The sequence below is a fragment of the Helicobacter suis HS1 genome, from assembly GCF_026000295.1.
Taxonomy (GTDB): domain Bacteria; phylum Campylobacterota; class Campylobacteria; order Campylobacterales; family Helicobacteraceae; genus Helicobacter; species Helicobacter suis.
Map to the genome: position 1 here is coordinate 50,074 of NZ_AP026769.1, position 23,504 is coordinate 73,577.

At 42.5% G+C, this 23,504-nt stretch carries 38 protein-coding genes and 3 pseudogenes; 12 read left to right on the forward strand and 29 right to left on the reverse strand.

What is annotated here, in order from left to right; translation table 11 throughout:
• Positions 1–5: 5 nt before the first annotated feature.
• The 26 genes and pseudogenes from rpsK to rpsJ all read right to left on the reverse strand — a co-directional run bounded on the left by rpsK (position 6) and on the right by rpsJ (position 11,562).
• Positions 6–398: a 30S ribosomal protein S11 gene (gene rpsK / locus OO773_RS00290; RefSeq protein ID WP_006564196.1), complete on the reverse strand. Its 393-nt coding sequence runs from the start codon at positions 396–398 to the stop codon at positions 6–8.
• Between the two features lie 10 nt (positions 399–408).
• Entirely contained in the window at positions 409–771 is a 363-nt protein-coding gene (gene rpsM / locus OO773_RS00295) for a 30S ribosomal protein S13 (protein ID WP_006565265.1), read from the reverse strand.
• 2 nt (positions 772–773) lie between these two features.
• Complete coding sequence (gene rpmJ / locus OO773_RS00300) at positions 774–887, reverse strand: 50S ribosomal protein L36 (RefSeq protein WP_006564198.1); 114 nt, start codon at positions 885–887, stop codon at positions 774–776.
• Between the two features lie 61 nt (positions 888–948).
• Complete coding sequence (infA, locus tag OO773_RS00305) at positions 949–1,167, reverse strand: translation initiation factor IF-1 (RefSeq protein WP_006564199.1); 219 nt, start codon at positions 1,165–1,167, stop codon at positions 949–951.
• Positions 1,168–1,929 carry a type I methionyl aminopeptidase gene (map, locus tag OO773_RS00310; RefSeq protein WP_006564200.1) on the reverse strand — a complete coding sequence of 254 codons (762 nt, stop codon included), beginning with the start codon at positions 1,927–1,929 and terminating at the stop codon, positions 1,168–1,170.
• Entirely contained in the window at positions 1,929–3,188 is a 1,260-nt protein-coding gene (secY, locus tag OO773_RS00315) for a preprotein translocase subunit SecY (RefSeq protein ID WP_006564201.1), read from the reverse strand. Before secY ends, map begins: the two co-directional genes overlap by 1 nt.
• Positions 3,188–3,592: a 50S ribosomal protein L15 gene (gene rplO / locus OO773_RS00320; RefSeq protein ID WP_006564202.1), complete on the reverse strand. Its 405-nt coding sequence runs from the start codon at positions 3,590–3,592 to the stop codon at positions 3,188–3,190. The genes secY and rplO overlap by 1 nt, the downstream gene beginning before the upstream one ends.
• Before the next feature lie 8 nt (positions 3,593–3,600).
• Entirely contained in the window at positions 3,601–4,041 is a 441-nt protein-coding gene (gene rpsE, locus OO773_RS00325; RefSeq protein ID WP_006564203.1) for a 30S ribosomal protein S5, read from the reverse strand.
• Between the two features lie 8 nt (positions 4,042–4,049).
• Positions 4,050–4,406 (reverse strand): 50S ribosomal protein L18, encoded by a 357-nt coding sequence (rplR, locus tag OO773_RS00330; RefSeq protein WP_034376673.1) that lies wholly within the window; start codon positions 4,404–4,406, stop codon positions 4,050–4,052.
• Positions 4,407–4,415: 9 nt separating this feature from the next.
• Positions 4,416–4,952, reverse strand: coding sequence for a 50S ribosomal protein L6 (gene rplF, locus OO773_RS00335; protein ID WP_006565269.1), 537 nt, complete (start codon positions 4,950–4,952; stop codon positions 4,416–4,418).
• Positions 4,953–4,960: 8 nt separating this feature from the next.
• On the reverse strand, positions 4,961–5,356 hold the full coding sequence (gene rpsH / locus OO773_RS00340) for a 30S ribosomal protein S8 (protein WP_006564206.1): 396 nt from the start codon (positions 5,354–5,356) through the stop codon (positions 4,961–4,963).
• A gap of 9 nt (positions 5,357–5,365) precedes the next feature.
• On the reverse strand, positions 5,366–5,551 hold the full coding sequence (locus OO773_RS00345; protein WP_034376675.1) for a type Z 30S ribosomal protein S14: 186 nt from the start codon (positions 5,549–5,551) through the stop codon (positions 5,366–5,368).
• Positions 5,551–6,096 (reverse strand): annotated as a pseudogene (gene rplE / locus OO773_RS00350) (50S ribosomal protein L5). Before rplE ends, OO773_RS00345 begins: the two are co-directional and overlap by 1 nt.
• Before the next feature lie 3 nt (positions 6,097–6,099).
• A complete protein-coding gene (gene rplX / locus OO773_RS00355) occupies positions 6,100–6,321 on the reverse strand; it encodes a 50S ribosomal protein L24 (RefSeq protein WP_006564209.1) in 222 nt (73 codons plus the stop codon).
• Positions 6,321–6,689: a 50S ribosomal protein L14 gene (gene rplN / locus OO773_RS00360; protein WP_006564210.1), complete on the reverse strand. Its 369-nt coding sequence runs from the start codon at positions 6,687–6,689 to the stop codon at positions 6,321–6,323. Before rplN ends, rplX begins: the two co-directional genes overlap by 1 nt.
• Before the next feature lie 2 nt (positions 6,690–6,691).
• The gene (gene rpsQ, locus OO773_RS00365; RefSeq protein ID WP_034376677.1) at positions 6,692–6,952 is read right to left on the reverse strand and encodes a 30S ribosomal protein S17; all 261 of its coding nucleotides are present in this window, start codon (positions 6,950–6,952) and stop codon (positions 6,692–6,694) included.
• Complete coding sequence (gene rpmC / locus OO773_RS00370; protein WP_006565270.1) at positions 6,942–7,142, reverse strand: 50S ribosomal protein L29; 201 nt, start codon at positions 7,140–7,142, stop codon at positions 6,942–6,944. The genes rpsQ and rpmC overlap by 11 nt, the downstream gene beginning before the upstream one ends.
• The gene (gene rplP, locus OO773_RS00375) at positions 7,129–7,554 is read right to left on the reverse strand and encodes a 50S ribosomal protein L16 (protein ID WP_006565271.1); all 426 of its coding nucleotides are present in this window, start codon (positions 7,552–7,554) and stop codon (positions 7,129–7,131) included. Before rplP ends, rpmC begins: the two co-directional genes overlap by 14 nt.
• Before the next feature lie 2 nt (positions 7,555–7,556).
• Positions 7,557–8,249, reverse strand: a complete 693-nt coding sequence (gene rpsC, locus OO773_RS00380; protein WP_006564213.1) for a 30S ribosomal protein S3 — start codon at positions 8,247–8,249, stop codon at positions 7,557–7,559.
• Positions 8,249–8,575 carry a 50S ribosomal protein L22 gene (gene rplV, locus OO773_RS00385; protein ID WP_006564214.1) on the reverse strand — a complete coding sequence of 109 codons (327 nt, stop codon included), beginning with the start codon at positions 8,573–8,575 and terminating at the stop codon, positions 8,249–8,251. The genes rpsC and rplV overlap by 1 nt, the downstream gene beginning before the upstream one ends.
• 23 nt (positions 8,576–8,598) lie before the next feature.
• On the reverse strand, positions 8,599–8,880 hold the full coding sequence (rpsS, locus tag OO773_RS00390) for a 30S ribosomal protein S19 (protein ID WP_006564215.1): 282 nt from the start codon (positions 8,878–8,880) through the stop codon (positions 8,599–8,601).
• Entirely contained in the window at positions 8,880–9,710 is an 831-nt protein-coding gene (gene rplB, locus OO773_RS00395) for a 50S ribosomal protein L2 (protein ID WP_034376678.1), read from the reverse strand. The genes rpsS and rplB overlap by 1 nt, the downstream gene beginning before the upstream one ends.
• 9 nt (positions 9,711–9,719) lie before the next feature.
• Positions 9,720–10,001: a 50S ribosomal protein L23 gene (locus OO773_RS00400; RefSeq protein WP_034376680.1), complete on the reverse strand. Its 282-nt coding sequence runs from the start codon at positions 9,999–10,001 to the stop codon at positions 9,720–9,722.
• A 2-nt stretch (positions 10,002–10,003) separates the two neighbouring features.
• Positions 10,004–10,627: a 50S ribosomal protein L4 gene (rplD, locus tag OO773_RS00405; RefSeq protein ID WP_176485291.1), complete on the reverse strand. Its 624-nt coding sequence runs from the start codon at positions 10,625–10,627 to the stop codon at positions 10,004–10,006.
• Complete coding sequence (gene rplC, locus OO773_RS00410; RefSeq protein WP_006564219.1) at positions 10,621–11,205, reverse strand: 50S ribosomal protein L3; 585 nt, start codon at positions 11,203–11,205, stop codon at positions 10,621–10,623. Before rplC ends, rplD begins: the two co-directional genes overlap by 7 nt.
• Before the next feature lie 42 nt (positions 11,206–11,247).
• Positions 11,248–11,562: a 30S ribosomal protein S10 gene (gene rpsJ / locus OO773_RS00415; protein ID WP_006564220.1), complete on the reverse strand. Its 315-nt coding sequence runs from the start codon at positions 11,560–11,562 to the stop codon at positions 11,248–11,250.
• Between the two features lie 298 nt (positions 11,563–11,860).
• On the opposite strand from rpsJ, the gene OO773_RS00420 reads away from it, so the two are divergent.
• From OO773_RS00420 to OO773_RS00475, 12 genes and pseudogenes are all read left to right on the forward strand, one after another.
• Positions 11,861–12,787, forward strand: a complete 927-nt coding sequence (locus OO773_RS00420) for an ATP-binding protein (protein WP_264828578.1) — start codon at positions 11,861–11,863, stop codon at positions 12,785–12,787.
• Between the two features lie 59 nt (positions 12,788–12,846).
• Positions 12,847–13,929: a flavodoxin-dependent (E)-4-hydroxy-3-methylbut-2-enyl-diphosphate synthase gene (ispG, locus tag OO773_RS00425; protein ID WP_006564222.1), complete on the forward strand. Its 1,083-nt coding sequence runs from the start codon at positions 12,847–12,849 to the stop codon at positions 13,927–13,929.
• Entirely contained in the window at positions 13,895–15,022 is a 1,128-nt protein-coding gene (locus OO773_RS00430) for a tetrahydrodipicolinate N-succinyltransferase N-terminal domain-containing protein (protein WP_006564223.1), read from the forward strand. The genes ispG and OO773_RS00430 overlap by 35 nt, the downstream gene beginning before the upstream one ends.
• A gap of 218 nt (positions 15,023–15,240) precedes the next feature.
• A pseudogene (locus OO773_RS00435) lies at positions 15,241–15,972 on the forward strand (tetratricopeptide repeat protein); the annotation flags it as partial.
• 5 nt (positions 15,973–15,977) lie between these two features.
• A pseudogene (locus OO773_RS00440) lies at positions 15,978–16,175 on the forward strand (ATP-dependent protease subunit HslV); the annotation flags it as partial.
• Positions 16,176–16,216: 41 nt separating this feature from the next.
• Positions 16,217–16,612 carry a 50S ribosomal protein L9 gene (gene rplI / locus OO773_RS00445; RefSeq protein ID WP_264828579.1) on the forward strand — a complete coding sequence of 132 codons (396 nt, stop codon included), beginning with the start codon at positions 16,217–16,219 and terminating at the stop codon, positions 16,610–16,612.
• A 7-nt stretch (positions 16,613–16,619) separates the two neighbouring features.
• Complete coding sequence (gene hslV / locus OO773_RS00450; RefSeq protein WP_006564226.1) at positions 16,620–17,162, forward strand: ATP-dependent protease subunit HslV; 543 nt, start codon at positions 16,620–16,622, stop codon at positions 17,160–17,162.
• Complete coding sequence (hslU, locus tag OO773_RS00455; RefSeq protein WP_006564227.1) at positions 17,162–18,502, forward strand: HslU--HslV peptidase ATPase subunit; 1,341 nt, start codon at positions 17,162–17,164, stop codon at positions 18,500–18,502. Before hslV ends, hslU begins: the two co-directional genes overlap by 1 nt.
• Positions 18,499–19,389, forward strand: coding sequence for a GTPase Era (gene era / locus OO773_RS00460; protein WP_176485331.1), 891 nt, complete (start codon positions 18,499–18,501; stop codon positions 19,387–19,389). Before hslU ends, era begins: the two co-directional genes overlap by 4 nt.
• Positions 19,390–19,426: 37 nt before the next feature.
• Complete coding sequence (locus tag OO773_RS00465; RefSeq protein ID WP_264828580.1) at positions 19,427–20,206, forward strand: L,D-transpeptidase family protein; 780 nt, start codon at positions 19,427–19,429, stop codon at positions 20,204–20,206.
• Entirely contained in the window at positions 20,196–20,417 is a 222-nt protein-coding gene (locus OO773_RS00470; RefSeq protein ID WP_264828581.1) for a hypothetical protein, read from the forward strand. The genes OO773_RS00465 and OO773_RS00470 overlap by 11 nt, the downstream gene beginning before the upstream one ends.
• Positions 20,418–20,454: 37 nt before the next feature.
• Positions 20,455–21,861, forward strand: coding sequence for a 4Fe-4S binding protein (locus OO773_RS00475; RefSeq protein ID WP_034376682.1), 1,407 nt, complete (start codon positions 20,455–20,457; stop codon positions 21,859–21,861).
• A gap of 45 nt (positions 21,862–21,906) precedes the next feature.
• Here the strand turns inward: OO773_RS00475 and OO773_RS00480 are convergent, their stop codons facing one another.
• The 3 genes from OO773_RS00480 to exbB are packed head-to-tail and all read right to left on the reverse strand — an operon-like array spanning position 21,907 to position 23,496.
• Complete coding sequence (locus OO773_RS00480; RefSeq protein ID WP_034376685.1) at positions 21,907–22,689, reverse strand: energy transducer TonB; 783 nt, start codon at positions 22,687–22,689, stop codon at positions 21,907–21,909.
• The gene (gene exbD, locus OO773_RS00485) at positions 22,655–23,044 is read right to left on the reverse strand and encodes a TonB system transport protein ExbD (RefSeq protein ID WP_006564231.1); all 390 of its coding nucleotides are present in this window, start codon (positions 23,042–23,044) and stop codon (positions 22,655–22,657) included. Before exbD ends, OO773_RS00480 begins: the two co-directional genes overlap by 35 nt.
• Positions 23,044–23,496, reverse strand: coding sequence for a TonB-system energizer ExbB (gene exbB, locus OO773_RS00490; RefSeq protein ID WP_006564232.1), 453 nt, complete (start codon positions 23,494–23,496; stop codon positions 23,044–23,046). The genes exbD and exbB overlap by 1 nt, the downstream gene beginning before the upstream one ends.
• Positions 23,497–23,504: the final 8 nt, after the last annotated feature.

A 23,504-nucleotide genomic window follows, 5' to 3' on the forward strand; every position in this document is an offset into this window, starting at 1 on the left:
TCTCCTTATACTCTTCTTCGTTTAGGGGGGCGACAACCATTGTGGGGCAGGGGTGTGATGTCTTTAATCCATAAAACCTTAATGCCCTCAATGCTCCCTACACCTTTAATAGCAGTTTCTCGCCCACTCCCCGGACCCTGCACCTTAATACCCACTTCTTTAATGCCATGATCTTTTGCCTTCATCATCGCATTTTCTACGGCTTGTTGGGCTGCATAGGGTGTGGATTTTTTAGACCCCTTAAAGCCCAGTCCACCCGCTGTAGACCAGCAGATCACATTGCCCATTTCATCTGTTACCGTGATATTGGTGTTGTTAAAAGAAGCGGCGATATAGACCACTCCCCTAGCGATATTTTTCTTGACAACCTTTTTTTTGACACCCGCTCGTTTTGCCATCTATACTCCCTTATTTACTGCCCACGGTTTTTTTCTTACCTTTACGGGTGCGGGCGTTATTTTTTGTGGTTTGTCCACGCACAGGTAAACCCTTGCGGTGGCGAATTCCCCTGTAATTGCCCAAATCCATTAAGGCTTTAATATCCATTTGTACTTTTTTGCGCAAATCCCCCTCCACAACATAATTAGCCTGAATTTCTTTTGTAATACTAGAAATATCATCTTCACTCAAATCATGTACTCGCTTATCTAGGGAAATATTAACCTTAGCTAAAATATCCCTTGAGCTTTTTAAACCTATACCATAAATGTAGGTTAACGCGTACTCAATGCGTTTTTTCTTGGGTAAATCCACCCCTGCTATCCTTGCCATGCCTATCCTTGTCTTTGTTTGTGTTTGGGTGTGCTACAAATCACGCGGATCACCCCGCGCCTTTTAATGATCTTGCATTTATCACACATCTTTTTAACAGAAGGTCTTACTTTCATTTAACAACTCCTCGTGAAAAAGGTTTAATTGTAAAAAAATGTTAGTTATAAAACACTTAAATCACTTGTAACGGAAAGTGATTCGCCCCTTATCTAAACTATAGGGCGTGAGCTCTAAACGCACTTTATCCCCTAAGGCAATGCGGATATAATGCATGCGCATCTTGCCAGAAATCCGGCAAAGTACAACATGCTTATTATCCAGTTCCACCTTAAAAGTCGCATTAGGCAAGGTTTCAATCACCTTTCCATCTACTTCAATCACATCATCTTTTGCCACTCAAACCTCCGTTAAAATCTGCGCTTTTTTATTAACCATTGCAATCGTATGCTCATAATGGCTGGTATTAAGCCCATCTACAGAAACCACACTCCAGCGATCGGCTAAAATCTTAGGCTTGCCCTCTTTTTGGCACACCATAGGTTCTAAACAAAAAACCATTCCCTCTTTAATTTTAGGCCCCGCTTTAGCCTTGATCCCGGGGGTTAAATAATTAGGAATCTGGGGTTCTTCATGGGGTTTTTTACCTATCCCATGCCCGCAAAAATCAAACAAGGGCACAAAGCCCCGCCCTCTAATTGCATTCTCTAAAATCTGACTAAGCTCTTTAAAATGCATTCCCACCTCCAAACTTGCAATCGCTTCATACAAACTCTCTTTAGCGCAGGCAATGAGTTTAGCATCTTTAGCGCTAGGCTCACCTATAGCAAGAGTGATGGCTGCATCGCCAAAATAGCCTTGTATCTGCGCGCCTAAATCTAAACCCACAATATCGCCCTCTTGCAAACAATAATCTGTTGGGATACCGTGAATAACGACCTCATTTACAGAAATACAAGCCGTGTTAGGAAAGCCATAAAGCCCCTTGAAAGCAGGGGTTGCGCCCATTTTATAGATGTGCTCCTCAGCTAGAGAATCTATTTCTAAAAGAGACATACCCGCGTGGATTTTTTGTGTAAGAAACTGCAGGGTTTGTCCTACCACCTCCCCTGCCTTTTTCAAAAGCGCAATTTCCTTGCTATTTCTAATGGCAATGGCCATTAAAAACCTATAGCGCTTAAGGTTTTGTACTTGCCCATGTAAATCTGCGCTTCAATTTTTTTCATGGTATCAATCGCCACTTGCACCACAATAAGTACAGCTGTGCCACCAAAATAAAAGGGTACACCCATTGCCTTAACTAAAATCCAAGGCAAAGTAGAAATAACAGCCAAATATAAAGACCCCCATAAAGTCAAACGGCTTGCCACGGTGTTTAAAAAATTAGCCGTTCCCTCACCCGGTCTTAATCCTGCAATAAAACCCCCGTTGCGTTTAAGATTATCCGCAATGTCTTTGGAGTTAAAAACAATAGAGGAATAAAAGTAGGCAAAAAAGATAATGAGCAGAAACATTAAGACATTGTAAATATAACCATGCGGGTTAAGAAAATCTGCGATGGCCTGCAAAATTTTATTAGAAGAGGCTTGCAAGATTGTAGAGGGGAAAACCAACAGGGCGGAGGCAAAAATAGGAGGAATCACCCCGCTTAAATTAAGCTTGATAGGAATGTAGTTCATGATGCGTTTATTTCTATTTTGCATCACCACCTTACGGGCGTAAGAAATAGGGATACGCCGTTCGGCAAGCTCAACATAGATAATAGAAAAGATCGTGGCTAAAATGATAGCAAAGATACCAAGCAACACTAAAACATTGATCACGCCTGTGTTGACTAGATTAAAAGTACCTGCAATGGCGCTTGGAATGCCAGAGACAATGCCTGCAAAGATGATTAAGCTAATTCCATTACCTAAGCCCCTTTGGGTGATTTGCTCGCCAATCCACATTAAAAGCATTGTACCTGTGAGCATGGAAAAGGTGGAGATAAGCAAGAAAGTTTGCATAGAAATCATGATCGCCCCATTGCTCCCATGCCCGATAGAGCGCAACCCAAAGGAAACACTAATAGCCTGAATGACGGTAATGCCTATGGTAGCGTAACGCACAATTTGCATGTATTTTTGCATTCCATCGCGCTCTTTTTTCATCTTAGCTAGATTGGGAAAAGTCGCGCTCAAAAGCTCCATAATAATGGAGGAAGTGATGTAGGGCATGATTCCTAGTGAGATAATGCTTAAACGCGAAACCGCGTTCCCACTAAACATGTTAAACAAGCCCAGAGCATTGCTAGAGTTATGATCAAAAAAAGACTTAATGGCTGCCAGATCCACTCCCGGAATGGGCACATAGGCTAACATTCTGTAGAGGAATAAATAGCCCAGAGTGATAAAAATCTTAGTGGCTATGGCTTTTGTCATTACTTTTGTCCGCTAGTGCTAATTCTTTCATCTTGGATTCTAGCGCTGAGTTCTCTAGCCTTTGTCCCAATAAGTTTTACCTTTTTAATCGCGCTAGAAAAGGGGTGGATTTTACGGATGAGTTCTAAACTAAGAGTCTCAAGCTTAAAAATCTGTGGGTATTTGTCTACATTGATACTGTAGCTGTAGTTTTTGGTACGGCTTGTAAAACCTACCTTAGGCAAACGGCGTTGCAAAGGTTGTTGTCCGCCCTCAAAGCCCCGTTTGTGTTTATAACCTGTACGCGCACTTTGACCCTTTCCGCCTCTAGTGGAGGTTTTGCCCATTCCAGAGCCCTGCCCTCTACCCACTCTTTTAATGCTAGATACACTGCCCCTTGCGGGTTGTAAATTTTCTAATGCCATGCAATCTCCTACCCTTTGATTTTAGAAAGCGCTTCAAAAGTCGCGCGTACTACATTATAAGGGTTATTAGACCCTAAAGACTTGGTTAAAATATCTTTAATACCGGCCAATTCTATCATCGGGCGGGTAGAGCCCCCGGCAATAATGCCTGTACCCTCACTAGCTGGTTTAAGCAAAATCTTACTTGCGTTATATTTTTGCTCTATATCATGGGCGATAGTTGTACCTTTGATTTTAACCTCTATGATATTTTTAAAAGCATCATCTATAGCTTTTTTAATCGCATCGGGGACTTCTCTAGCCTTGCCAAGCCCAAAGCCTACAAGGCCGTTTTTATTACCCACAACCACCAGCGCATTAAAACGGAAACGACGCCCGCCTTTAACAACCTTAGTAACCCGCCCGATGTTAACCACCACTTCCTGAAATTCTTCTCTATTAATTTCCATGCCAATCCTTAAAGGGCGATGTTTTGTTCGCGCAAAGTCTCTGCAAAGGCTGCCACCACGCCGTGGTATAAATACCCATTGCGATCAAAAACCACCTTTTCAATGCCTTTTTCTTTAAGCTGGATTGCAAAGTCCTGCGCGATTTTTTTGCTATCTTCTACACTCTTTCCAAGCCCTAGCTTTTTACCATCCACATGGGCAAGCGTGATCTGCTTATCATCATCTATAGCCTGCGCATACAGATGTTTATTGGATTTAAAAATACTCACGCGGGGACGCTCTTGCGTGCCAAACACTTTAGAGCGGACGCGCTTTTTGCGTTTGAGTCTCTGGGCTTTTTTCTTTTCTAAAACATTTTTTGTCATCTCTATCCCCTATTTTTTTGCGGTTTTACCGGCTTTGCGGACTATCACTTCATTTTTATATTTAATACCCTTACCCTTGTAAGGTTCAGGGGGGCGCAAAGCGCGGATATTAGCCGCAATTTGGCCAATTTGTTGCTTGTTACTCCCCTTGATTGTGATGGTATTTTTATCCACAACAATCTCTACACCTTCTGGAATGGGGTATTTGATCGGATGGCTAAAACCTAAATTAAGTTCTAAAACCTTATGCCCTAAAGCCACTTTATAACCAACCCCATTTACCTCTAAAACCTTGCTAAAACCCTTATCCAGACCCATAACAATATTATTTGCCAAAGCCCCATAAGTTCCCCAAAAGGCGCGATCTTGCGCGCTTTCTCCTACCGGTTCAAAGCGCAATGTATTTTCCTCTAAAAGAATTTTAACCCGCCCATGGGTTTCTAATTCCTGACTGCTCTTTTGGTTTTTAAAATGCAGGCACGATCCTGCTAAACTTACCTGTACCCCACTAGGGATAGCAATGACTTTTTTACCAATTCTTGACATGCCAACTCCTACCAGATACTACAAAGCACTTCGCCGCCTACATTTTGTTTGTAGGCTTCCTCATTCGTGATCACACCCTTATTTGTGCTCACTACCACCACGCCATAGCCATTTTTAAACCGCTTAAGTTCGCGAGATTGTTTATACACCCGTCGCCCCGGCTTGCTTAAGCGCTTGATCTCATTAATCACCGGCCTACCCTTTTCATCATAGCTGAGTTCCACAGAAATAAAAGATTTTCCATCTTTTTCAATGAGGCGGTAGTTAGTGATAAAACCCCGCGCCTTAAAAATTTCTAAAATGGATTCTACGATTTTGGCATAATACAGCTCGGTTACTTCCAATCTGCGCATGCTTGCGTTGCGGATACGGGTTAAAGAATCTGCCACAATATCATTTACCATACAACTCCCTTACCAACTGGCTTTTCTAAGGCCGGGGATTAGTCCCTCATTGCCCATTTTGCGCAAACACACACGGCATAGCCCAAAATCTCTATAAACCGAGTGGGCACGGCCACAGATATTACAACGGGTGTAAGCCCTGACTTTAAACTTGGGTTTGCGGTGCGCCTTTGCAATGATTGATTTTTTAGCCATTAGCGTCCTTTCGCAAATGGCATTCCGAGTAGTTCTAACAACTTAAATGCCTCCTTGTCGCTATTTGTAGAAGTGATGATTGCGATGTTAAGCCCGTGGGTTACCAAGATGTCATCATAAACAACCTCTGGGAAAATTAACTGTTCATTGAGCCCAAAGCTATAATTCCCCCGCCCATCAAAACCATTTCTAGAAACCCCCCTAAAATCTTTCACTCCTTGTTAAGCAATCACAATAAGTTTTTCTAAAAAGTTATACATGATTTTATTGCGCAAAGTAACCTTTACTCCCACCGCCATTCTTTCACGGATCTTAAAACCCGCCACTGACTTTTTAGCTGTAGTGATCACCGCCTTTTGGCCGGCAATAAGTGAAAGGGTTTGGGCGATATTTTGCATGATTTTCATGTCTTTAGCATAACTACCCGCCCCCACACTGAGTACAACTTTTTCAATCTTAGGGAGTAACATGGGATTTTTAATATTTAAATCGGCTGCTAACTGTGTCTTCACTTCCTTCTCATAAAAGCTTTTCAAACCATACATACCCTACTCCTCTTCTTTTTTGACATTGGAAATATGCATGGGCATCTCTTTGAAAACATGCCCGCCTTTAGGGTTTTCATCTGTTGGTTTAATGCTCTTTTTGACTAACTTACAGTCCTCTACAATAACCATAGATTTTTTAGGAAAGACGGCTAAAACCTTGCCCACCTTGCCCTTATCATCTCCTGCAATCACCTTCACCATATCCTCTTTTTTAATCCGCATTAGAGTACCTCCGGGGCTAAAGAAATGATCTTCATAAAATTAGCGTAGCGGACTTCACGACTCACAGGTCCAAAGATGCGAGTGCCAATAGGATCGCGTTTGGCATCTAAAATTACAGCAGCGTTATCATCAAAGCGAATCAGCGAACCATTGGGTCTTTGTACCTCTTTTTTAGTGCGCACCACAACCGCCTTGACAACCTGCCCTTTTTTCACCTTGCCATTGGGGATAGCCTTTTTCACAGAGGCCACAATCACATCTCCTACACTGGCATACCGGCGATGGCTTCCCCCTAAAACCTTAATACACATGATTTCCTTCCCCCCGCTATTATCCGCCACCACTAATCTTGTGAAACTCTGTATCATCTCTACTCTCCCTTGCTCACAATTTCTTTAAGCGCAAAAGTCTTGGTTTTAGAAATAGGTTTACACTCCATAGCACTCACCACATCTCCTACTTCCGCGCTGTTTTGGACATCATCTATAGTGTACTTTTTAAAGCGTTTCACAATTTTATGGTACTTTTGGTGTACCACTTTTCTTTCCACCAAGATCACCACAGTACGGGCATCGATTCTACGCAGTACTCTACCCTGAATGACTCGTTTATGCGCTTGTTTAGACTCCATGTTTATCCTTTAAAGCACTGATAGCTGTTGCGATGCGGGCAATATCCTTACGCAAAGCGCGGATCTGACAAGGATTGCTTAACTGCATGGTTTTTAACTTCACACGCAACTCAAAAAGCTCTAATTTCTTATCCTTCAACAAGATTTGTAGCTCTGCTTGGCTTTTGTCTTTTAGCTCAATAAATTTCATTCTCACTCTCTCTAGTTACAATCTTGGTTTTGAAAGGCAACTTTCTTTGCGCTAAAGCCAAAGCCTCACGCGCTACCTCCTCCTCAATCCCTAGCATTTCATAAATGATGCGCCCGGGCTTGATATTCATCACCCACTTTTCTACAGAACCCTTCCCTTTCCCCATCCGTGTTTCTAAAGGCTTGGCAGTTAGGGGTTTGTCTGGAAATACGCGAATCCACACCTTTCCCGTTCTTTTTGTATGGCGCGTCATAGCCACCCGTGCTGCCTCTATTTGGCGCGAATCGATGCGCCCATGCTCAACGGCTTTAATCCCAACATCGCCAAAGGCTAGGCTAGCACCGCGGGTAGACTTGCCCCGGTTGCGCCCTTTCATCTGCTTGCGGTATTTGGTTTTTTTAGGCATTAACATGGCTATTCTCTCCCTTTTCTAGCGCGTTTTTCTTCGCTCTCTTCGCGTCTTTCAGATACAATCCCCTTATGCAACACCTCGCCCTTAAAGAGCCACACCTTTACCCCAATGTTTCCATAAACCGTAAAAGCCTCCGCAAAGCCATAATCAATTTTAGCCCGCAGCGTGTGCAAAGGCACGCGCCCTTCCATATACCACTCTGTGCGGGCAATCTCAGCCCCTGCTAAACGGCCTGAAACCCGTACCTTAATCCCTCTTGCGCCTGCTTTCATCGCGGTTTGCATGACCTTTTTCATCGCCCGCCTAAAAGCCACCCGTTTTTCTAGCTGGGTTGCAACATTTTCTGCAGCAAGTTGGGCGTCAGCTTGAGGCCGTTTAACCTCTTTAATATTAAGCGCGACTTCTTTACGAATCAGGTCTTTTAAAGAGGTTTTAACTTTCTCAATATCCACGCCCTTTTTACCAATGATAAGCCCGGGGCGTGCGGCTACCACAGTGACACGCAGCTTCTTAGCCGCCCTTTCAATAAGAATCTCACTCACCCCCGCGTAGTAAAGCTCTTTTTTGAGGAATTTACGGATACGGTAATCTTCTTCAATATTAGCCACTGCCACGCCAGAACTAGGAAACCAGCGAGAAGTCCAGTTGCGATTAATGCCCAGTCTCAAGCCAATAGGATTAACCTTTTGTCCCATTACTTGCTCCCTTCTTTGCCCACTTCCACCCGAATATGTGCGGTGGGCTTTCTAATAGAAGAGGCGCGGCCTCTAGCTCTTGGCATATGCCGTTTAAGAACAGGACCTGCATCCACGCGGCAACTCAAAACTTCTACATCTTTAGAGTCATGTTGGCCATTGTAGACCGCTGCGCTAATCACACGCGAGAGAATTCTAGCAGCCTTGTTGGGGGTAAATTCTAATCTAGCGATCGCAACTTCAGCGTTCATGCCTTGAATCTGTCTAGCTAGCAAGCGCGCCTTTGTAGGGGAAAGTCTGGTGTATTTAAGGAGTGCCACGCTCATTGATATTCCTTTATATAGTATGGTTATTTGCCTATTTTCTTTTGGACTGTGCCCTTATGCCCTTTAAAAGTGCGGGTGGGAGCAAATTCTCCTAATTTATAGCCTACATGGTTTTCGGTGATATAAACGGGGATAAAAATCCGCCCATTGTGCACGCTATAAGTCAAACCTATCATCTCAGGCAAAATTGTACTGCGCCGCGACCAAGTTTTAATGGGTCTGTTGTCTTTTTTGGCTTTGTGTTTGAGGGTTTTATCCATGAGATGCTTATCAATAAAAGGACCTTTTTTAATTGACCTTCCCATTACTTGCCTTTCTTGCGTGAAATGATCAAGCGATCGCTTGCTTTTTTATGTCTGGTTTTATAACCCTTAGTAGGTAATCCCCAAGGCGAAACCGGATGTCCACTAGATCCGGTTTTACCCTCACCGCCCCCATGGGGGTGATCAACTGGGTTCATTGCGCTACCTCTAGTCTGAGGTCTGACTCGTTTATAGCGGTTGCGCCCTGCCTTGCCAATGGTGGTGTTAATAAAATCCTCATTGCCCACCACCCCAATAGTGGCCATGCATTCGCTTAAAATATAACGCATTTCGCCACTTGGCATGCGTAAAGTCGTGTACTTGCCCTCTTTGCCCATGATTTGTGCGCTCATTCCGGCACTTCTGGCTAACTGCCCACCCGCACCCGGATGCATTTCTACATTGTGTACAATTGTGCCAATAGGAATACTCCTAAGCTTCATCGCAAAGCCCGGCTTAATATCTAACCCGCCCTCTGCTGCGATGATGGTATCGCCTACTTTTAGACCGCTGGGTTGTAAAATGTAACGCTTATCTCCATCAGGATAGATTATAAGAGCGATGCGGGCGTTGCGGTAAGGATCGTACTCAATACTAGCAACTTTGCCCTCAATGCCAAATTTATCGCGTTTAAAATCAATGATGCGATAAAGCCGTTTAGCCCCGCCCTCTTTGTGGCGGCTAGTGATACGGCCTTGGTGGTTGCGCCCGGCGTGTACGGGGAGTTTGATTAAAAGTTTTCTTACACTAGGTTTTGCGCTGATGTCTGCAGAGCTTAGTGTGCTCATAGAGCGACGGCTGGGGGTGTAGGGTTTGTAAGTTTTAATAGCCATAATGTCTCCTTAAGCGCTTAAAGCCGCAATATTGGCATCTTTGGGGAGGGTTACATAAAACTTTTTATAGCTACTGCGCTGTCCTGCCCTACCCTTAAACCGCTTGGCTTTGCCCTCTTGACGCAAAGAATTGATCTTAAGAGGCACAAAACCAAAGTAATCCTTAAAAATTGCCTTGAGTTGGTTTTTACTCACACCAATAGAAGTTTGAATCACAATCCTCCCACTTTCCTGCATAGACAGGGATTTTTCCGTATAAAGAATTGCTTTTATATCCGTGATGTCTGCCATGCTCATTCTCCTTCTTTGGCTGAGATAAGAGCCTCAAATGCGGACCTTTCCATGATAACAGCACTAAAGGCTGCAACTATATACCCATTTACCTCGCTTGATTCTACTAAAAAACAATTAGGTAAATTTCTAAAAGCTAGAACCGAATTTTCATCTAAAGCATGTTGGATCAATAACACATCTCTAAAACCTAGATTTTTCAAGAAAGCGTGGGCGTCCTTAGTTTTTTTACTAGGGATTTGGATGTTCTCCATTACAACTAATTTATCCGCTAAAGCCTTTTGAGCTAAAGCATACTCTAGGGCTAATTTTTTCTGCTTTTTATTAATCTTAAGGTGGTAGTTGCGCTCATTAGTGGCCCCGTGGGATACACCCCCGCCCACAAACACAGGAGAGGTGATACTGCCTGCCCTAGCGCGTCCGCCTCCCTTTTGGCTCCAAGGTTTGCGCCCCCCGCCACTGACTTCACCGCGATTCTTGCTTTTAGCGGTGTTGGCGCGTGCTAGAGCGCGGTAGTACTTGACAAATAAATATAAATTATGCGCGTTGATCTCTTGATACCTAGCAGGCAGATCTAGCGTTCCTGTTGCCTGCCCTTGCTGATCTAAGACTCTTGCTTTCATGATCTTCCTTTCTGGATACTGATACGGCCATAAGCACCTGCATAGCCAGCCGTCGATCCCTTGAGGACTAGAATTTTGTTTTCTTTATCAAAGGAGAGTACTTGGTTATGGCAGGTTACTTTTTCATTGCCATAGTGCCCTGCCATTTTTTTACCTTTCTGTACTCGTCCCGGCCACTCTCTATTCCCAATTGAGCCTAAACGGCGGTGGAAACGACTCCCGTGGGCTGCTGGTCCGCCTTGGAAATTCCAACGCTTCATCGCCCCACTAAAGCCTCGCCCTTTAGTATAAAAGGTGGCCTTGATGTATTGTACCCCCTCTAAAGGTTCTATACTCAAATCCCCCACCGCTTCCACATGCCCTTTTAAAGTAGCAAAATGGTTAAATTCTTGGCTTAACTGGTATTTTTTCTGCTGGCCGGCAATGGCTTTATTGTGTTTTTTATGCAGGGCATAAGCCACTAATAACTGCCCCTCTTTAATCTCGCAAACCTTGCTATCTAAAACTTTAAGCAAAGTTACAGGTACGCTACTAGCCCCCACAATGCGACTCATCCCGATTTTTTGCACTAAATATTCCATTTACATTCTCCTTTCCACAAAATCGCACTGGCCATTTAGGAATTACTTTTCCTCCATAGAAGTAACTTCTACTTCCACCTCGGGGGCTAGATCAAGTTTCATGAGACTATCTACCGTCTCTGGAGTGGCTGCCATAATATCAATCAAACGGCTATGTACGCGGATTTCAAACTGCTCTCTGGAATCTTTGTTGATGTGAGGGGAGCGTAGCACGGTATAGCGCCTGTTTTTGGTTGGCAGAGGAATAGGCCCTCTAATCTCAGAGCCCGATCGTTTCACCGCCTCCACAATCGCCACGACAGAGCGATCTAATACGCGGTGATCGTAGGCTTTCAACTTGAGTCGTATCTTTTCCATTTAGATCCTTAAAAACTATCAAACTTTTAGCGATTAAAAACTATTAGCCCGCTTTTTTGGATTATCTACCCTCACCTCCTTATCCTCTGTTTTAAGAATACAAACAAATCAGCGCGCCTATTGCTTTCTCCCTTTAGCTTTCCCCACACAAGAGCAACTTGAATACAGTCTACCCCTACTTGCCAATATTTTAGAAACTAGTTTTACACAAGCTAGCCAAAGACAACTCAAACCCCGCGATTATGACATCAAGCCTTCCACTTTACTTTATGGGGGGGCTAAGGTGGGTAAAAGCGCTTTGGCTCTGTTTGTCGCTAAGAATTATAAAAAGCCCATTTATGTAGACGCCACAGACTGGCGTTTGCCCTTAGACGCGCTTTTTAAATTTTTACCCTCCTTTGCTCAAGATTATGGAGCAGATCTGCTTATCCTCAAACACCCCCCTAAAGATTCTCCCCTGCCTACTTTGCCTACTTTACTCATTCAAAGAGACACCAGCAACACCCCAGAGGGTTTTAAGCAACAAGCCATTTCCCCTTTAAGTTTTTCTGAATTTGTCCATTTTTGCAACAAAGACCCTGCTACTCTCCTTGCTCGTTTTTTAAAAGAGGGGAATTTGCCTGAAATGCTAGCTTTATCCTCGCATGAGAAAATGCTTAAAAAACAAGCGCTTTTTACCTTAGAATTTGGCGCACAAACCCCTCTTTTTAAAGCAATTTTGCCTTTCCAAGCTAAGAGTTTGAGTACAAATCACCTCTACACCCAGCTTAAAAAGCAACTTAAAATTTCTAAAGATACTCTTTATCGCTTCCTTGCCTCTTTACAAGCTAACCAAATGCTTTTATCCATTCCCACAGAAAAGGGCTATCCTAAGCTCTATTTCTATGACTTTTCCTTGCCCTATACTTTTAGTTACAGCCACCCCCTCCCCCCTGTGTTTGAAAACATGATCGCTTTAGAATTAGCCCGCTTTTTTGGATTATCTACCCTCACCTCCTTATCCTCTGTTTTAAGAATACAAACAAATCAGCGCGCCTATTGCTTTCTCCCTTTAGCTTTCCCCACACAAGAGCAACTTGAATACAGTCTACCCCTGCTTTTAAAAAAGATACCCGCAGACCCGCTTTTTTGTATCAGCCTTAACCCCCTACCCTTTTCTTGCAAACTTCCTTGTACCCTCTGTGATTTCCTCACTTTTTGTCTAAAAATCCTCCCCACTCTTTAGCTCTCTCTCATGTATTTTTAGCTAGACTAGCGCCCTATTAAATCTTAAGGTTGGAAGTTTTGGTTGCGCGCTTTCTGACTAAAAAAATCTTTGTCGGTCCTGTGGCTGTGGGAGGCGATGCGCCTATTAGTGTGCAGAGCATGACCTATAGCCAAACCCATGATATAGAGGCCACTAAAAGCCAAATTGATCGCCTCAAATTAGCGGGAGCAGATATAGTACGCGTGGCTGTGCCCTATAAAAAAGACGCCCTTGCTCTTAAAGAATTGAAAAAAGCCACCTCTTTGCCCTTGATTGCAGACATTCATTTTCATTATCAATTTGCTCTTATTGCCGCTGAAAGCGTGGACGGTATCCGTATTAATCCGGGAAACATTGGCTCATTAGAAAAGATCAGATCTGTTGCTAAGGCTTGCAATGCACGCTCTTTGCCCATCCGTATTGGGGTAAATGCAGGGAGTTTAGAAAAACAATTTGCGCTCAAATACGGCCCTACGCCTGAGGGAATGGTACAATCTGCTCTTTATAACACCAAGCTTTTAGAAGATGTTGGGTTTGATAACATCAAGATTTCTTTAAAAGCTAGCGATGTAGAACGCACCGTTTTAGCCTACCAAAAACTCCGCCCGCTAGTTCCCTACCCCTTTCATTTAGGCGTAACAGAAGCCGGGAGTTTGTTTCACTCCACCATTAAAAGCGCGATGGCTCTAGGCCAATTGCTTAGAGAGGGCATAGGCGATACTATGCGGGTTTCTATTACAGGAGAACTAGAGGAGGAGATTCGCGTAGCTAAGGCCATTTTGCGTTATAGCGGGAGGCAAAAGGAGGGCATTACTTTTATTTCCTGCCCTACTTGTGGGCGCATTGAATCTAATCTAGTGGCTTTGATGGCTGAGGTAGAACAACGCCTAGCGCATATTAAAATCCCTTTAGATGTGAGCGTAATGGGTTGTGTGGTCAACGCGCTAGGGGAGGCTCAACACGCTGATATTGCGATTGCCTTTGGCAATAAAAGCGGGCTCATTCTTAAAAAAGGCAAGGTGATTCATAAATTACCCGAAGATCAGCTTTTAGAAACCTTTGTTGCTGAAGTGCAAGCCCTAGCAGATGAACATGCAAAGGAGATCCATGCCCTCTTTTAAACCCCTTGCCTTTGGCATTGCAAAAATGCAGTACGGACAAAAGAGTCAAAAGCCTTTGAGTGCGTGTTTTTTATGTTTGGAGTGGCAACCTTTAGAGCACTCCATTTTAAAGGCTTTGGAAGGGTTAAAACCCCTAAGTAAAACCCCAAGCGAGGCTATTTATAGCATTGATAAACTCTTTTTAAAGCAAGCTCTCCCCTACATTTCTCAAGAAAAAACCCCCCTTTCAGAAGTGCTTTTAGCCTTAAATGAGCAGGAGGAAAACCCGCAGTTTTCTTTTTATCACTTCGTTATTCTTTATGAAGATGGGCCATGCCAAAGTCTACAAACGGCCTATCTTAAACTCCACGCCCTTTCTCTAGGTAAAGCCCCTTTGCGTAGTTTAAATTTAGAAGGTATTTTTGCGCTGTTGCCTAATGTGGCTTGGAGTGGCAATAAAGCCTATGAATTAGAATGGTTACGCGAACATGAAATTTCTTTAAAAATGCAGGATAAATTTCCCTGTATAGATTTTGTAGACAAGTTCCCGCGCTATTTAATGCAAATCATTCCCCAGTTTGATAATATCCGCCTGCTAGATAGCGCTAAAGCGCGCTTTGGAGCTTATCTTGGCAAAGGGGGCTATACCCAAATGCCCGGGGCTAGCTATATTAATTTTAACGCCGGTGTAGAGGGGGCTTGCATGAATGAGGGGCGTATCTCCTCCTCTGTGATTGTAGGGGAGGGTACAGATATTGGCGGGGGCGCGGGGATTTTAGGCGTACTTAGCGGAGGCAATAGTAAACCTATTAGCGTGGGAAAAGATTGTCTTTTGGGGGTTAATAGTGTACTAGGCATTAGTTTAGGAAATGGTTGTATTGTAGATGCTGGTATTGGCGTGCTAGCGGGTACAATTTTTTATATAGCCTCTGAGGAATTAGCCAAATTGCAAGAAATCAACCCGCAACTAGAAACAAGAGATTCAGGGCTATATAAGGGTAGAGAATTATCCGGTTTGCATGGTTTGCATTTTAGGCAACACAGCCAAACGGGTAAAATGGTCGTTTTGCGTAGCACGCGCTCTATTGCGCTCAACACGGATTTACACCACTAGGGAATAAAATGGATTTTAAAAAATGGGGTTTTTGTCTTTTTTGCTTGCTCCTTTTAAATATAGTCCACGCCGCGCCTACACAGCCTAATGCCCAAACTCAAGCCACACCTCCGGCTACGCCTCCTACAGCCCCACAAAATGCCAGACCCCGCTTGATCCTAACTTGCGTTAAAGGCACTTTAAACCCGGATATTTTACAATTAGATCGCCTCACCCCCCCTGCAGTGGCACAAGATGCCTTGAGCGCGGGTATTGCTGCGGTTAAAAGTGGGGATTATAAAGATGCTTTTATACTCTTTTCTAGGTCCTGTGATCAAGGTAATCCGGCCGGTTGTTTTGCGGTGGGTACGATGTATGCTAATGGGGTGGGTATCCAAACAGATACAGAAAAAGCCACGCGTTATTATGAAATGGGCTGTAGTGGAGGCGATGCAAGCGCTTGTGCGAATTTAGCCCAAACCTATGATTATAAACAAAATGCCACCTTAGATGATAAAGAAAAAGCCGCCCAGCTTTATGCGGTGGGTTGTCGTGGAGGGAGCGCTCTAGCCTGTAATAATTTAGCATGGATGTATGCTAATGGGGTGGGAGTGCCTAAGAATTATTTTAAGGCAATAGATTATTACAAATACGCCTGTGAACATGGGAGTGATTTAGGTAGTTATAATTTTGTGGCTGAGTGATTTTGTAATGTTTCATGCCACTACGATTTTGGGCTATAAAACCCATTTTGAGGGGAAAGATTGGCCCATTATGCCGGAGACATGCAGGGTTGTGCCAACTTAGGTTGGATCTATGCTAAAGGAGCAGAGGGCGTACCCATTAATAATTTTTATGCTGCTAAGTATTTCCAACTAGCTTGTGAGAGTGGCAATCTCTCTAGTTGCAATAATTTAGGTGTGTTGTATCAAAAAGGTTTGGGCGTACCCCAAAATGACAAACGCGCCCTTGCACAGAGTGGCGCAAGGATAAATTTTTACGCCGTTTAGAGGTGAGATTGATTGTGCTTAATAAACAATCTATTTTTATTTTAAGCGGAACAGGAGATGTAGTTGAGCCTGAAGATGGCAAAATCGCTGCTATTGGAAGCGGGGGCAATTATGCTTTAAGTGCAGCCCGTGCGCTTGATTCATTTGCACACCTACCGCCTAAGACTCGCTACAAGATGTTAAAAATCTAGGCAAAGCTGGAGATGTGTGTGAGGTTAAAGATGGCTATGGCAATAATTTTTTACTGGCTAAAAACTTAGCCCAATTAGCTACTACAGAGGTGATTCGTAGATATAAAGCTAATGTGCAAAAACGGGTACAACAAGAGGCTTTAGAGTTAGCTGCCAAACAAGAGCTTGCCCAAACATTAGAGGGGATTATTCTAAAGATTAGTAAAAAAGTAGGGGCTAATGGCGCGCTTTTTGGATCTATTACTAAAGAAGAGGTGATTGAAACCCTGCAGGCAAACCACCCTATCAGCCTTGATAAAAAAACACTGGAACTTAAAACGCCTATTAGAAGCACCGGGATTTATGAAATTGATGTTAAGCTTGGATCGGGCGTGGTGGGTGTTTTAAAAATTGATGTTGTGGCTGAGTGATTTTGTAATGTTTCATGCCACTACGATTTTGGGCTATAAAACCCATTTTGAGGGGAAAGATTGCGCCATTATTGGCGGAGATGGACAGGTTAGTTTTAATAATTGCATTCTTAAGGGCAATGCCACCAAAATCCGCACTCTCCACCATGGCCAAATTTTAAGCGGGTTTGCAGGCAGTACAGCCGATGCCTTTAGTTTATTTGATATGTTTGAGCGCATTTTGGAGGGCAAAAAAGGGGATTTGTTTAAAAGCGTGGTGGATTTTAGCAAAGAGTGGCGCAAGGATAAATTTTTACGCCGTTTAGAGGCAATGATGATTGTGCTTAATAAACAATCTATTTTTATTTTAAGCGGAACAGGAGATGTAGTTGAGCCTGAAGATGGCAAAATCGCTGCTATTGGAAGCGGGGGCAATTATGCTTTAAGTGCAGCCCGTGCGCTTGATTCATTTGCACACCTACCGCCTAAGACTCTGGTAGAAGAATCGCTTAAAATCGCGGGTAATCTTTGTATCTATACCAACCAAAACATTAAAATTTTGGAGCTTTAATGGTAGGCCATGCAAAATTAAATTTAACACCTCAAGAGATTGTCCGTTATTTAGATGACTACATCATCGGACAACAAGATGCAAAAAAGATGATTGCTATTGCTCTGCGTAACCGCTGGCGGCGTCTGCAATTAAGTAAAGAACTCCAAGAAGAGGTCATGCCTAAAAATATTTTGATGATAGGCTCAACAGGTGTTGGTAAAACCGAAATTGCGCGGCGCATGGCTAAGATGATGGGTTTACCCTTTATCAAAGTAGAGGCTAGTAAATACACAGAAGTCGGCTTTGTGGGGCGCGATGTAGAATCTATGGTGCGTGATCTGGTAGTGGCAAGTATTCATCTAGTAGAAAATGAGGAGAAGGAAAAAAATCAAGCTAAGATTGAGGATTTAATCATTGAGCGCATCACTAAAAAGCTTTTGCCTCCCCTTCCAAGTGGTGTAGGTAAGGATAAACAGCAAGAGTATGCGCTAAATTTTGAGAAAACCAAACAAAAAGTACGCAGCCATGTTTTAGATGATCAAAAAATCCAAATTGAATTAGATAAAAGGGGTGTAGAGGGGGATTTTAATATGCCGCCTGAGATCATCAAAGTTCAAGAAAGTCTAACCAAAATTTTAAATAAGGGGGGTGAAAAGGTTAGTAAAGAAATGACTATTAAAGAGGCTAAAGAAGCTTTACGCCACGATGTTTCTCAAGCCATTTTAGACATGGAACAAGTACAAAGAGAGGGGGTTCAAAGAGCCGCACAGTGCGGGGTTATCTTCATTGATGAGATTGATAAAATTGCGGTTGGTTCTAAAGAGGGGCGCACCCAAGACCCTAGTAAAGAGGGTGTACAACGCGATTTGTTGCCCATTGTGGAGGGGAGTACGATTCAAACTAAATATGGACCCATAGCCACCGATCATATTCTTTTTATTGCCGCTGGGGCTTTTCATTTGAGTAAACCTAGCGATTTGATTCCTGAATTACAAGGGCGCTTTCCTCTGCGTGTGGAATTAGAAAGTTTATCTGAGGAAATCATGTATGAGATTTTGACTCGCCCTAAAAGCTCGCTGATTAAACAGTACCAAGCGCTTTTAGAAGTAGAGAATGTAGATTTAGCTTTTGAACCTGAAGCTTTAAGAGAACTTGCTAGATTCTCATATTTGGCCAATCAAAAAACAGAGGATATTGGTGCGCGCCGTTTGCACACCACTTTAGAAAAGGTGCTAGAGGATATTAGTTTTAACGCTACAGCTTATGCGGGGCAAAAGGTAGTGGTTTCTAAAAAAGATGTGAGCCAAACATTACAAGATTTGGTAGAGGATGTGGATCTAGCGCGTTTTATTCTATGAGTAAAGCCGGCTTTATCGCACTTATCGGACGGCCAAATGCTGGTAAAAGTACTTTAATTAATGCACTAGTTTATGAGCGTCTTTGTCTAATTTCTCATAAAGCTAATGCCACCCGTAAGATTTTAAAAGCCATCGTGCCCTACATGCAAGGGGATATAGAATGCCAGATGGTTTTTTTAGACACCCCCGGGATTTGTAAGCCCACCAAATTACTCAATCAAGCTATGATAAAACAAATCAGGCATGCACTAGAGTCTTGTGATTTGGCTATATTTCTAGCTAGTATCCATGACAGTCCAGAAAAATACCAAGAATTTTTAAACCTAGCCCCTAATAAACCCCATATTCTAGCTCTTAATAAAACAGATACAGCCACTCCTACTAAAATTCTAGCCCAAATTAAAGCCTACCAAGTTTATAGCGCCCACTTTGGTGCACTCATTCCTTTAAGCGCGGCTAAGGGGCATCATTTAGAGATTCTCTTAGAAGAGGTGGCTAAACTCTTGCCTGAATCTCCCTTTTATTATGATCCCAAACTTCTTAGCGATATACAGACTAAAGAGATTTATAAAGAGATGATTCGCGAACAGATTTTTCGCTTTTTGAGTGAGGAAATCCCTTATGCTAGCGATGTGCTCATTATGCGCATAGAGGAGGGAAAGACTAGGGATTTTATTGATGCTAGAATCATCGTAGAAAAAGAGAGCCAACAAAGAATGGTGATTGGTAAAGGGGGAAGTGTGGTTAAGAAAATCGGGCGGGAGGCAAGGTTACAAATAGAGGCTTTTTCTGAAAAAAAAGTGTTTTTACAGCTAGAGGTATTGGTACAGAAAAACTGGACTCAAGAAAAAGATCAGCTAAAAAAAATGGGGTATATGATAGAATAGCCCGTTTTCTTTTTGATTTTTACGCTTAGGGGTTTGTATGGTTAGAATGGGTTTGCGATCTGCTTTTTTAATTTTTGCTCTAACTTTAGGGGCTCAAGCAGGCACTTTAATGGGTTTTGTTAAAGTCTACCATGAAAAGGGGATAGGCTCTATTGAAAGACTTTTGCAGTCCTATTTAAGCCAAAAAGATTTTTGGGAAGATGTGCTAGAAACAAAAGACACCACCTATGGATACTACGAAAGCCTAGACTACCTTTTTATTATTAATAAAGCCGATCCTAAACTTATTCTTTACAAAATGGATGGGGAAAAAATCTCTAAGGTCAATGAAAGTAAGGCGTTGGTGGGTTCTAAAATTGGAATGAAAGTGAGTGAAGGGGATAAGGCTACTCCCATTGGTGTTTATCAAATCATTAAAAAGATCACCAATTTAAGCGCTTACTATGGACCCTTAGCCCTTGTAACTAACTATCCAAATCCCCTAGATGTGGTGCTTAAACATACAGGTCATGGAATTTGGATTCATGGCATGCCCTTAAAAGGTGATCGCGATAATTCCTACACTAAGGGCTGTATCGCTATTGATAATAAGATTTTGCAAAATTACGATAAATTGGTGCGGAATAAAAAGGCTCTATTAGTTGTTTATGAGGGGGATTTCCCCCATGCAAGCAAACAAGAGTTGGCGTTGTTATTGAGTAATTTATATGCTTGGCGCATGGCTTGGGCTAAGAATAATTTGATCTCTTATTTAGAGTTTTATTCCCCCAATTTTAAGCCTCGAGCAGGAAGTTTTGCCTCTATGCTTGAATGCTAATATTTTAGAACAAACCTATTTTTTAACACTCTTACAAGAAAGCGGTGCGCAGGTGGTGTTGTATGCACCAGAACTAGGAATAGGAACTTTAGAGAGTATTACACTACTTAATGCCATTTATCAAAAACTCTATGGACTAGATGCTATTTTGTATGCCTCTGATCTCACTAAACTTATAGAATGTTTAGAGCAAGCTAGAATTTTAGATTAGTGGAGAAATAAATACTAGATGTTTGGGTGGCTAGTACATGGTTGAGTTTGTCTATGTTAAAAACCCACATTATCCCCACGCGGTACTCCATGATCATATTCAGGTGTTAGACACGCCTATAGATATAGAATGTGTGGTGTCTAATGTGCCTTTAAAGGGCGCTCAAAGAGTGGCCACTGAAATTGATTTTCTAATAGAACACAGCGCCCAAGATCCTTTAGAATTAGCCAAGAGTCTTTCTTTACTCTATGAACTTCATGGCCTACAGTTTGATTTTAAAAACACCAAAACTTTAGAAACTCAGGAAGGTTCTCTTATAGAATACTTCACCTATGATAGTAATATCTGCCAATACCATCAAAGACGCGTAGAGTGTTGTGGCAAATGTAGCGAGGTGTGCCCAACTTTAGCGATCACCAAACTAGATCCTCAAATTGCCCAAGAAAAGGGTTTAGAATGCCATGATAACCGCCACTTGGTTTTAAAATACGAAGCTTGTATTGATTGTGGTAAATGCATAGCGGTTTGCCCTAGTGGGAGTTTGGAATATGGGGCTTTGAGTTTAGAGTGCATGCAGGCTGTGGCTAAACTTTATCAGGGTTATATCCCTTTGGTTATAGATCGCAATATAACCTTGCCTAATGTTGCGCTCGAGCAGGAAGTTTTGCCTCTATGCTTGAATGCTAATATTTTAGAACAAACCTATTTTTTAACACTCTTACAAGAAAGCGGTGCGCAGGTGGTGTTGTATGCACCAGAACTAGGAATAGGAACTTTAGAGAGTATTACACTACTTAATGCCATTTATCAAAAACTCTATGGACTAGATGCTATTTTGTATGCCTCTGATCTCACTAAACTTATAGAATGTTTAGAGCAAGCTAGAATTTTAGAGTACACCCACTTTAGCCCGCCAACAACCCCCACACACACTAAGCGCGATCTCTTTGCTAAACGGCTAGCGCATATAGTTGGAGAAAAAGATTATGGTCAGGTAGGCTGTGGAAACTTTATCCGTTATGGGCATATTCAAATTCAGGATAATTGTACCCTTTGTCTTTCCTGTGTGGGGGCGTGTAATACCCATGCTTTAAGCATTGATGGAAACCAATATACTTTGCTTTTTAATCCATCTCTTTGTACGACCTGTGGCTACTGTGTACCCACCTGTCCTGAAAAAGATTGCTTGAGTTTAGAGCGCGATGGAATTGCTCTAAACCCGGCCTATTTTAAACCCAAAGTCATGGCTCAAGACACACTATTTACCTGCCGTGTGTGTGGCAAGCCTATGGGTACAACTAAAAGTGTATTAAAAATTGCTAAATTTATGGAACCTCGCTTTAAAGGCGATGCGCGCCGTATCGCCTCTCTTTATGCTTGTGCTGATTGCAAGGTTAAGGTTATGCTAGAGGACATGCTAGACATCACCTCTATTTTACGCTAGCTTAAGTTTAAGATTATCTTTTTTTAACCAATAGCTTAACAAAGGCTATTCTTCTTTGATTGTATAGGCAATGGGAATGCGCAAACGCACGGTGTGTTTGGGGGCAGGGAAGAGTTTAGAAGCCTCTTTAACAGCCTGCAAGGCGGCGTGGTTAAGAATATCTGAACCTGAGCTTTTAGAGATTTTAATATCCTCCGTACTGCCATTAGCATTGAGTACAAATTCTACCAAAACTTCCCCCTCAATGCCCCTTGCCATAGCCATGCGAGGGTAGCGGTTTTTAGATGAGATAGCCTGTTGAATCTGCATTAAAAAGGCATCGCTAACCCCTTGATTATAGGCTAGGCTTGCCTTAGCCCCTTCTGCTGTCTGGTTAGACTGCTCTACCTTTTTGGGCTTCTCTTTAGGCGGCTCTTTAGCGGGTGGCGCTTTTTGAGGGGGCGCTTCTTTTGGTTTAGTTTCCTGCTTAGGCTGAGGTTTTTCCTCTACCTTAGGTTTAGGCTCAGGTTTGGGTTTTTCCTGTGGTTTAGGCTTGGGCTTAGGTTTTGGTTTGGGTTTTGGCTTTGGTTTAGGTTGTTCTTTAGGTTTATCCTTAGGTTTTTCTTGTACTTGTGGGGCTTGCTTAGCATGGCTAAGATGATTTGCATGTGTGTTGATACTAGCTAGGCTCATGGTTACAGATTGCGTACCTGCCTGAGCTATTTTTTGGATATGATTAGAGTTAGAAAAAAAAGCCCAAAGCGCCCCCGCGTATAAAATTAAAGTAATAAAAAAGCTAATCCAGGTTGCAGACTTACTTTTTTTCTGTAGAGATGGAGAAGTTTTCATGGTTGTGTTCTTTGAGAATATCAATGATCTCAATGAAAGTACCAAATTTAGAATCTTTATCGCTACGCAAATCCACAAGGGTTTTTGGATCTAAAGTAGAGATTAAGGCGCGTAATTGCTCTAAACTCTTTTGTTTGTCATCTATAAAAATCCCATCGGATTTATCCACCACAATCGTAACTTTCTTATCCTCTTTCCCTGCCTTTTCTGCACTAGAAGCACTGGGTAAGTTAACTTTGATTTTGCCCTGAGCGATGAAGGTAGAAACACTTAAAACCAATGCTAAAAGCACTAACATCACATCAATAAAGGGAACGATATTTAAACCATCACCTCTTCTTAATTTGGCGCGCATTAAGCCCTCTTTTTGTGCGCTAATTTAAATTGCTCAGATAGCACATCAGTTTTACGCAACATCGCGTTATAAACAACCAAAGTTGGAATTGCTACCACCAAGCCAAAGGCTGTAGCTTTCAAGGCTAGAGATAACCCTAAAGTAATAGCTTTAGCATCTAGCCCTGTAGAACTCGTACTCATATCATAAAAGGTAACCATCACCCCTAAAACTGTGCCCAAAAGTCCTACATAAGGTGCGTTAGAGTAGATGATATAAAGAGTGGTTAGATTTCTACTTAAATCTAAATCTAGGCGATCTGGATCGTCATATAAACTAAAATCTAGTTTAGTATAAAAGATGATTCGCTCAATGGTAAACCACACCGCTACAAAGCTCATTAAACCTAGTGCCGAAAAAATGGCGATGTCTACATATTCGCCAATTAGCTTAACAGATAAACCAGAATGCATGGCTATCC

Excerpts from the sequence above, each read along its gene's own strand:
- rpsK (WP_006564196.1), bottom strand. The coding sequence starts at position 398 with ATGGCAAAACGAGCGGGTGTCAAAAAAAAGGTTGTCAAGAAAAATATC.
- rpsM (WP_006565265.1), bottom strand. The coding sequence starts at position 771 with ATGGCAAGGATAGCAGGGGTGGATTTACCCAAGAAAAAACGCATTGAG.
- rpmJ (WP_006564198.1), bottom strand. The coding sequence starts at position 887 with ATGAAAGTAAGACCTTCTGTTAAAAAGATGTGTGATAAATGCAAGATC.
- map (WP_006564200.1), bottom strand. The coding sequence starts at position 1,929 with ATGGCCATTGCCATTAGAAATAGCAAGGAAATTGCGCTTTTGAAAAAG.
- secY (WP_006564201.1), bottom strand. The coding sequence starts at position 3,188 with ATGACAAAAGCCATAGCCACTAAGATTTTTATCACTCTGGGCTATTTA.
- rplO (WP_006564202.1), bottom strand. The coding sequence starts at position 3,592 with ATGGCATTAGAAAATTTACAACCCGCAAGGGGCAGTGTATCTAGCATT.
- rpsE (WP_006564203.1), bottom strand. The coding sequence starts at position 4,041 with ATGGAAATTAATAGAGAAGAATTTCAGGAAGTGGTGGTTAACATCGGG.
- rplR (WP_034376673.1), bottom strand. The coding sequence starts at position 4,406 with ATGACAAAAAATGTTTTAGAAAAGAAAAAAGCCCAGAGACTCAAACGC.
- rplF (WP_006565269.1), bottom strand. The coding sequence starts at position 4,952 with ATGTCAAGAATTGGTAAAAAAGTCATTGCTATCCCTAGTGGGGTACAG.
- rpsH (WP_006564206.1), bottom strand. The coding sequence starts at position 5,356 with ATGGTAAATGATATTGTGGCAGATTCTTTAACCCGTATCCGCAACGCA.
- OO773_RS00345 (WP_034376675.1), bottom strand. The coding sequence starts at position 5,551 with ATGGCTAAAAAATCAATCATTGCAAAGGCGCACCGCAAACCCAAGTTT.
- rplX (WP_006564209.1), bottom strand. The coding sequence starts at position 6,321 with ATGCGGATTAAAAAAGAGGATATGGTGAAGGTGATTGCAGGAGATGAT.
- rplN (WP_006564210.1), bottom strand. The coding sequence starts at position 6,689 with ATGATACAGAGTTTCACAAGATTAGTGGTGGCGGATAATAGCGGGGGG.
- rpsQ (WP_034376677.1), bottom strand. The coding sequence starts at position 6,952 with ATGGAGTCTAAACAAGCGCATAAACGAGTCATTCAGGGTAGAGTACTG.
- rpmC (WP_006565270.1), bottom strand. The coding sequence starts at position 7,142 with ATGAAATTTATTGAGCTAAAAGACAAAAGCCAAGCAGAGCTACAAATC.
- rplP (WP_006565271.1), bottom strand. The coding sequence starts at position 7,554 with ATGTTAATGCCTAAAAAAACCAAATACCGCAAGCAGATGAAAGGGCGC.
- rpsC (WP_006564213.1), bottom strand. The coding sequence starts at position 8,249 with ATGGGACAAAAGGTTAATCCTATTGGCTTGAGACTGGGCATTAATCGC.
- rplV (WP_006564214.1), bottom strand. The coding sequence starts at position 8,575 with ATGAGCGTGGCACTCCTTAAATACACCAGACTTTCCCCTACAAAGGCG.
- rpsS (WP_006564215.1), bottom strand. The coding sequence starts at position 8,880 with ATGGGAAGGTCAATTAAAAAAGGTCCTTTTATTGATAAGCATCTCATG.
- rplB (WP_034376678.1), bottom strand. The coding sequence starts at position 9,710 with ATGGCTATTAAAACTTACAAACCCTACACCCCCAGCCGTCGCTCTATG.
- OO773_RS00400 (WP_034376680.1), bottom strand. The coding sequence starts at position 10,001 with ATGGCAGACATCACGGATATAAAAGCAATTCTTTATACGGAAAAATCC.
- rplC (WP_006564219.1), bottom strand. The coding sequence starts at position 11,205 with ATGGAATATTTAGTGCAAAAAATCGGGATGAGTCGCATTGTGGGGGCT.
- rpsJ (WP_006564220.1), bottom strand. The coding sequence starts at position 11,562 with ATGGAAAAGATACGACTCAAGTTGAAAGCCTACGATCACCGCGTATTA.
- OO773_RS00430 (WP_006564223.1), top strand. The coding sequence starts at position 13,895 with ATGAACATGCAAAGGAGATCCATGCCCTCTTTTAAACCCCTTGCCTTT.
- hslV (WP_006564226.1), top strand. The coding sequence starts at position 16,620 with ATGTTTCATGCCACTACGATTTTGGGCTATAAAACCCATTTTGAGGGG.
- hslU (WP_006564227.1), top strand. The coding sequence starts at position 17,162 with ATGGTAGGCCATGCAAAATTAAATTTAACACCTCAAGAGATTGTCCGT.
- era (WP_176485331.1), top strand. The coding sequence starts at position 18,499 with ATGAGTAAAGCCGGCTTTATCGCACTTATCGGACGGCCAAATGCTGGT.
- OO773_RS00465 (WP_264828580.1), top strand. The coding sequence starts at position 19,427 with ATGGTTAGAATGGGTTTGCGATCTGCTTTTTTAATTTTTGCTCTAACT.
- OO773_RS00475 (WP_034376682.1), top strand. The coding sequence starts at position 20,455 with ATGGTTGAGTTTGTCTATGTTAAAAACCCACATTATCCCCACGCGGTA.
- OO773_RS00480 (WP_034376685.1), bottom strand. The coding sequence starts at position 22,689 with ATGAAAACTTCTCCATCTCTACAGAAAAAAAGTAAGTCTGCAACCTGG.
- exbD (WP_006564231.1), bottom strand. The coding sequence starts at position 23,044 with ATGCGCGCCAAATTAAGAAGAGGTGATGGTTTAAATATCGTTCCCTTT.
- exbB (WP_006564232.1), bottom strand. The coding sequence starts at position 23,496 with ATGCATTCTGGTTTATCTGTTAAGCTAATTGGCGAATATGTAGACATC.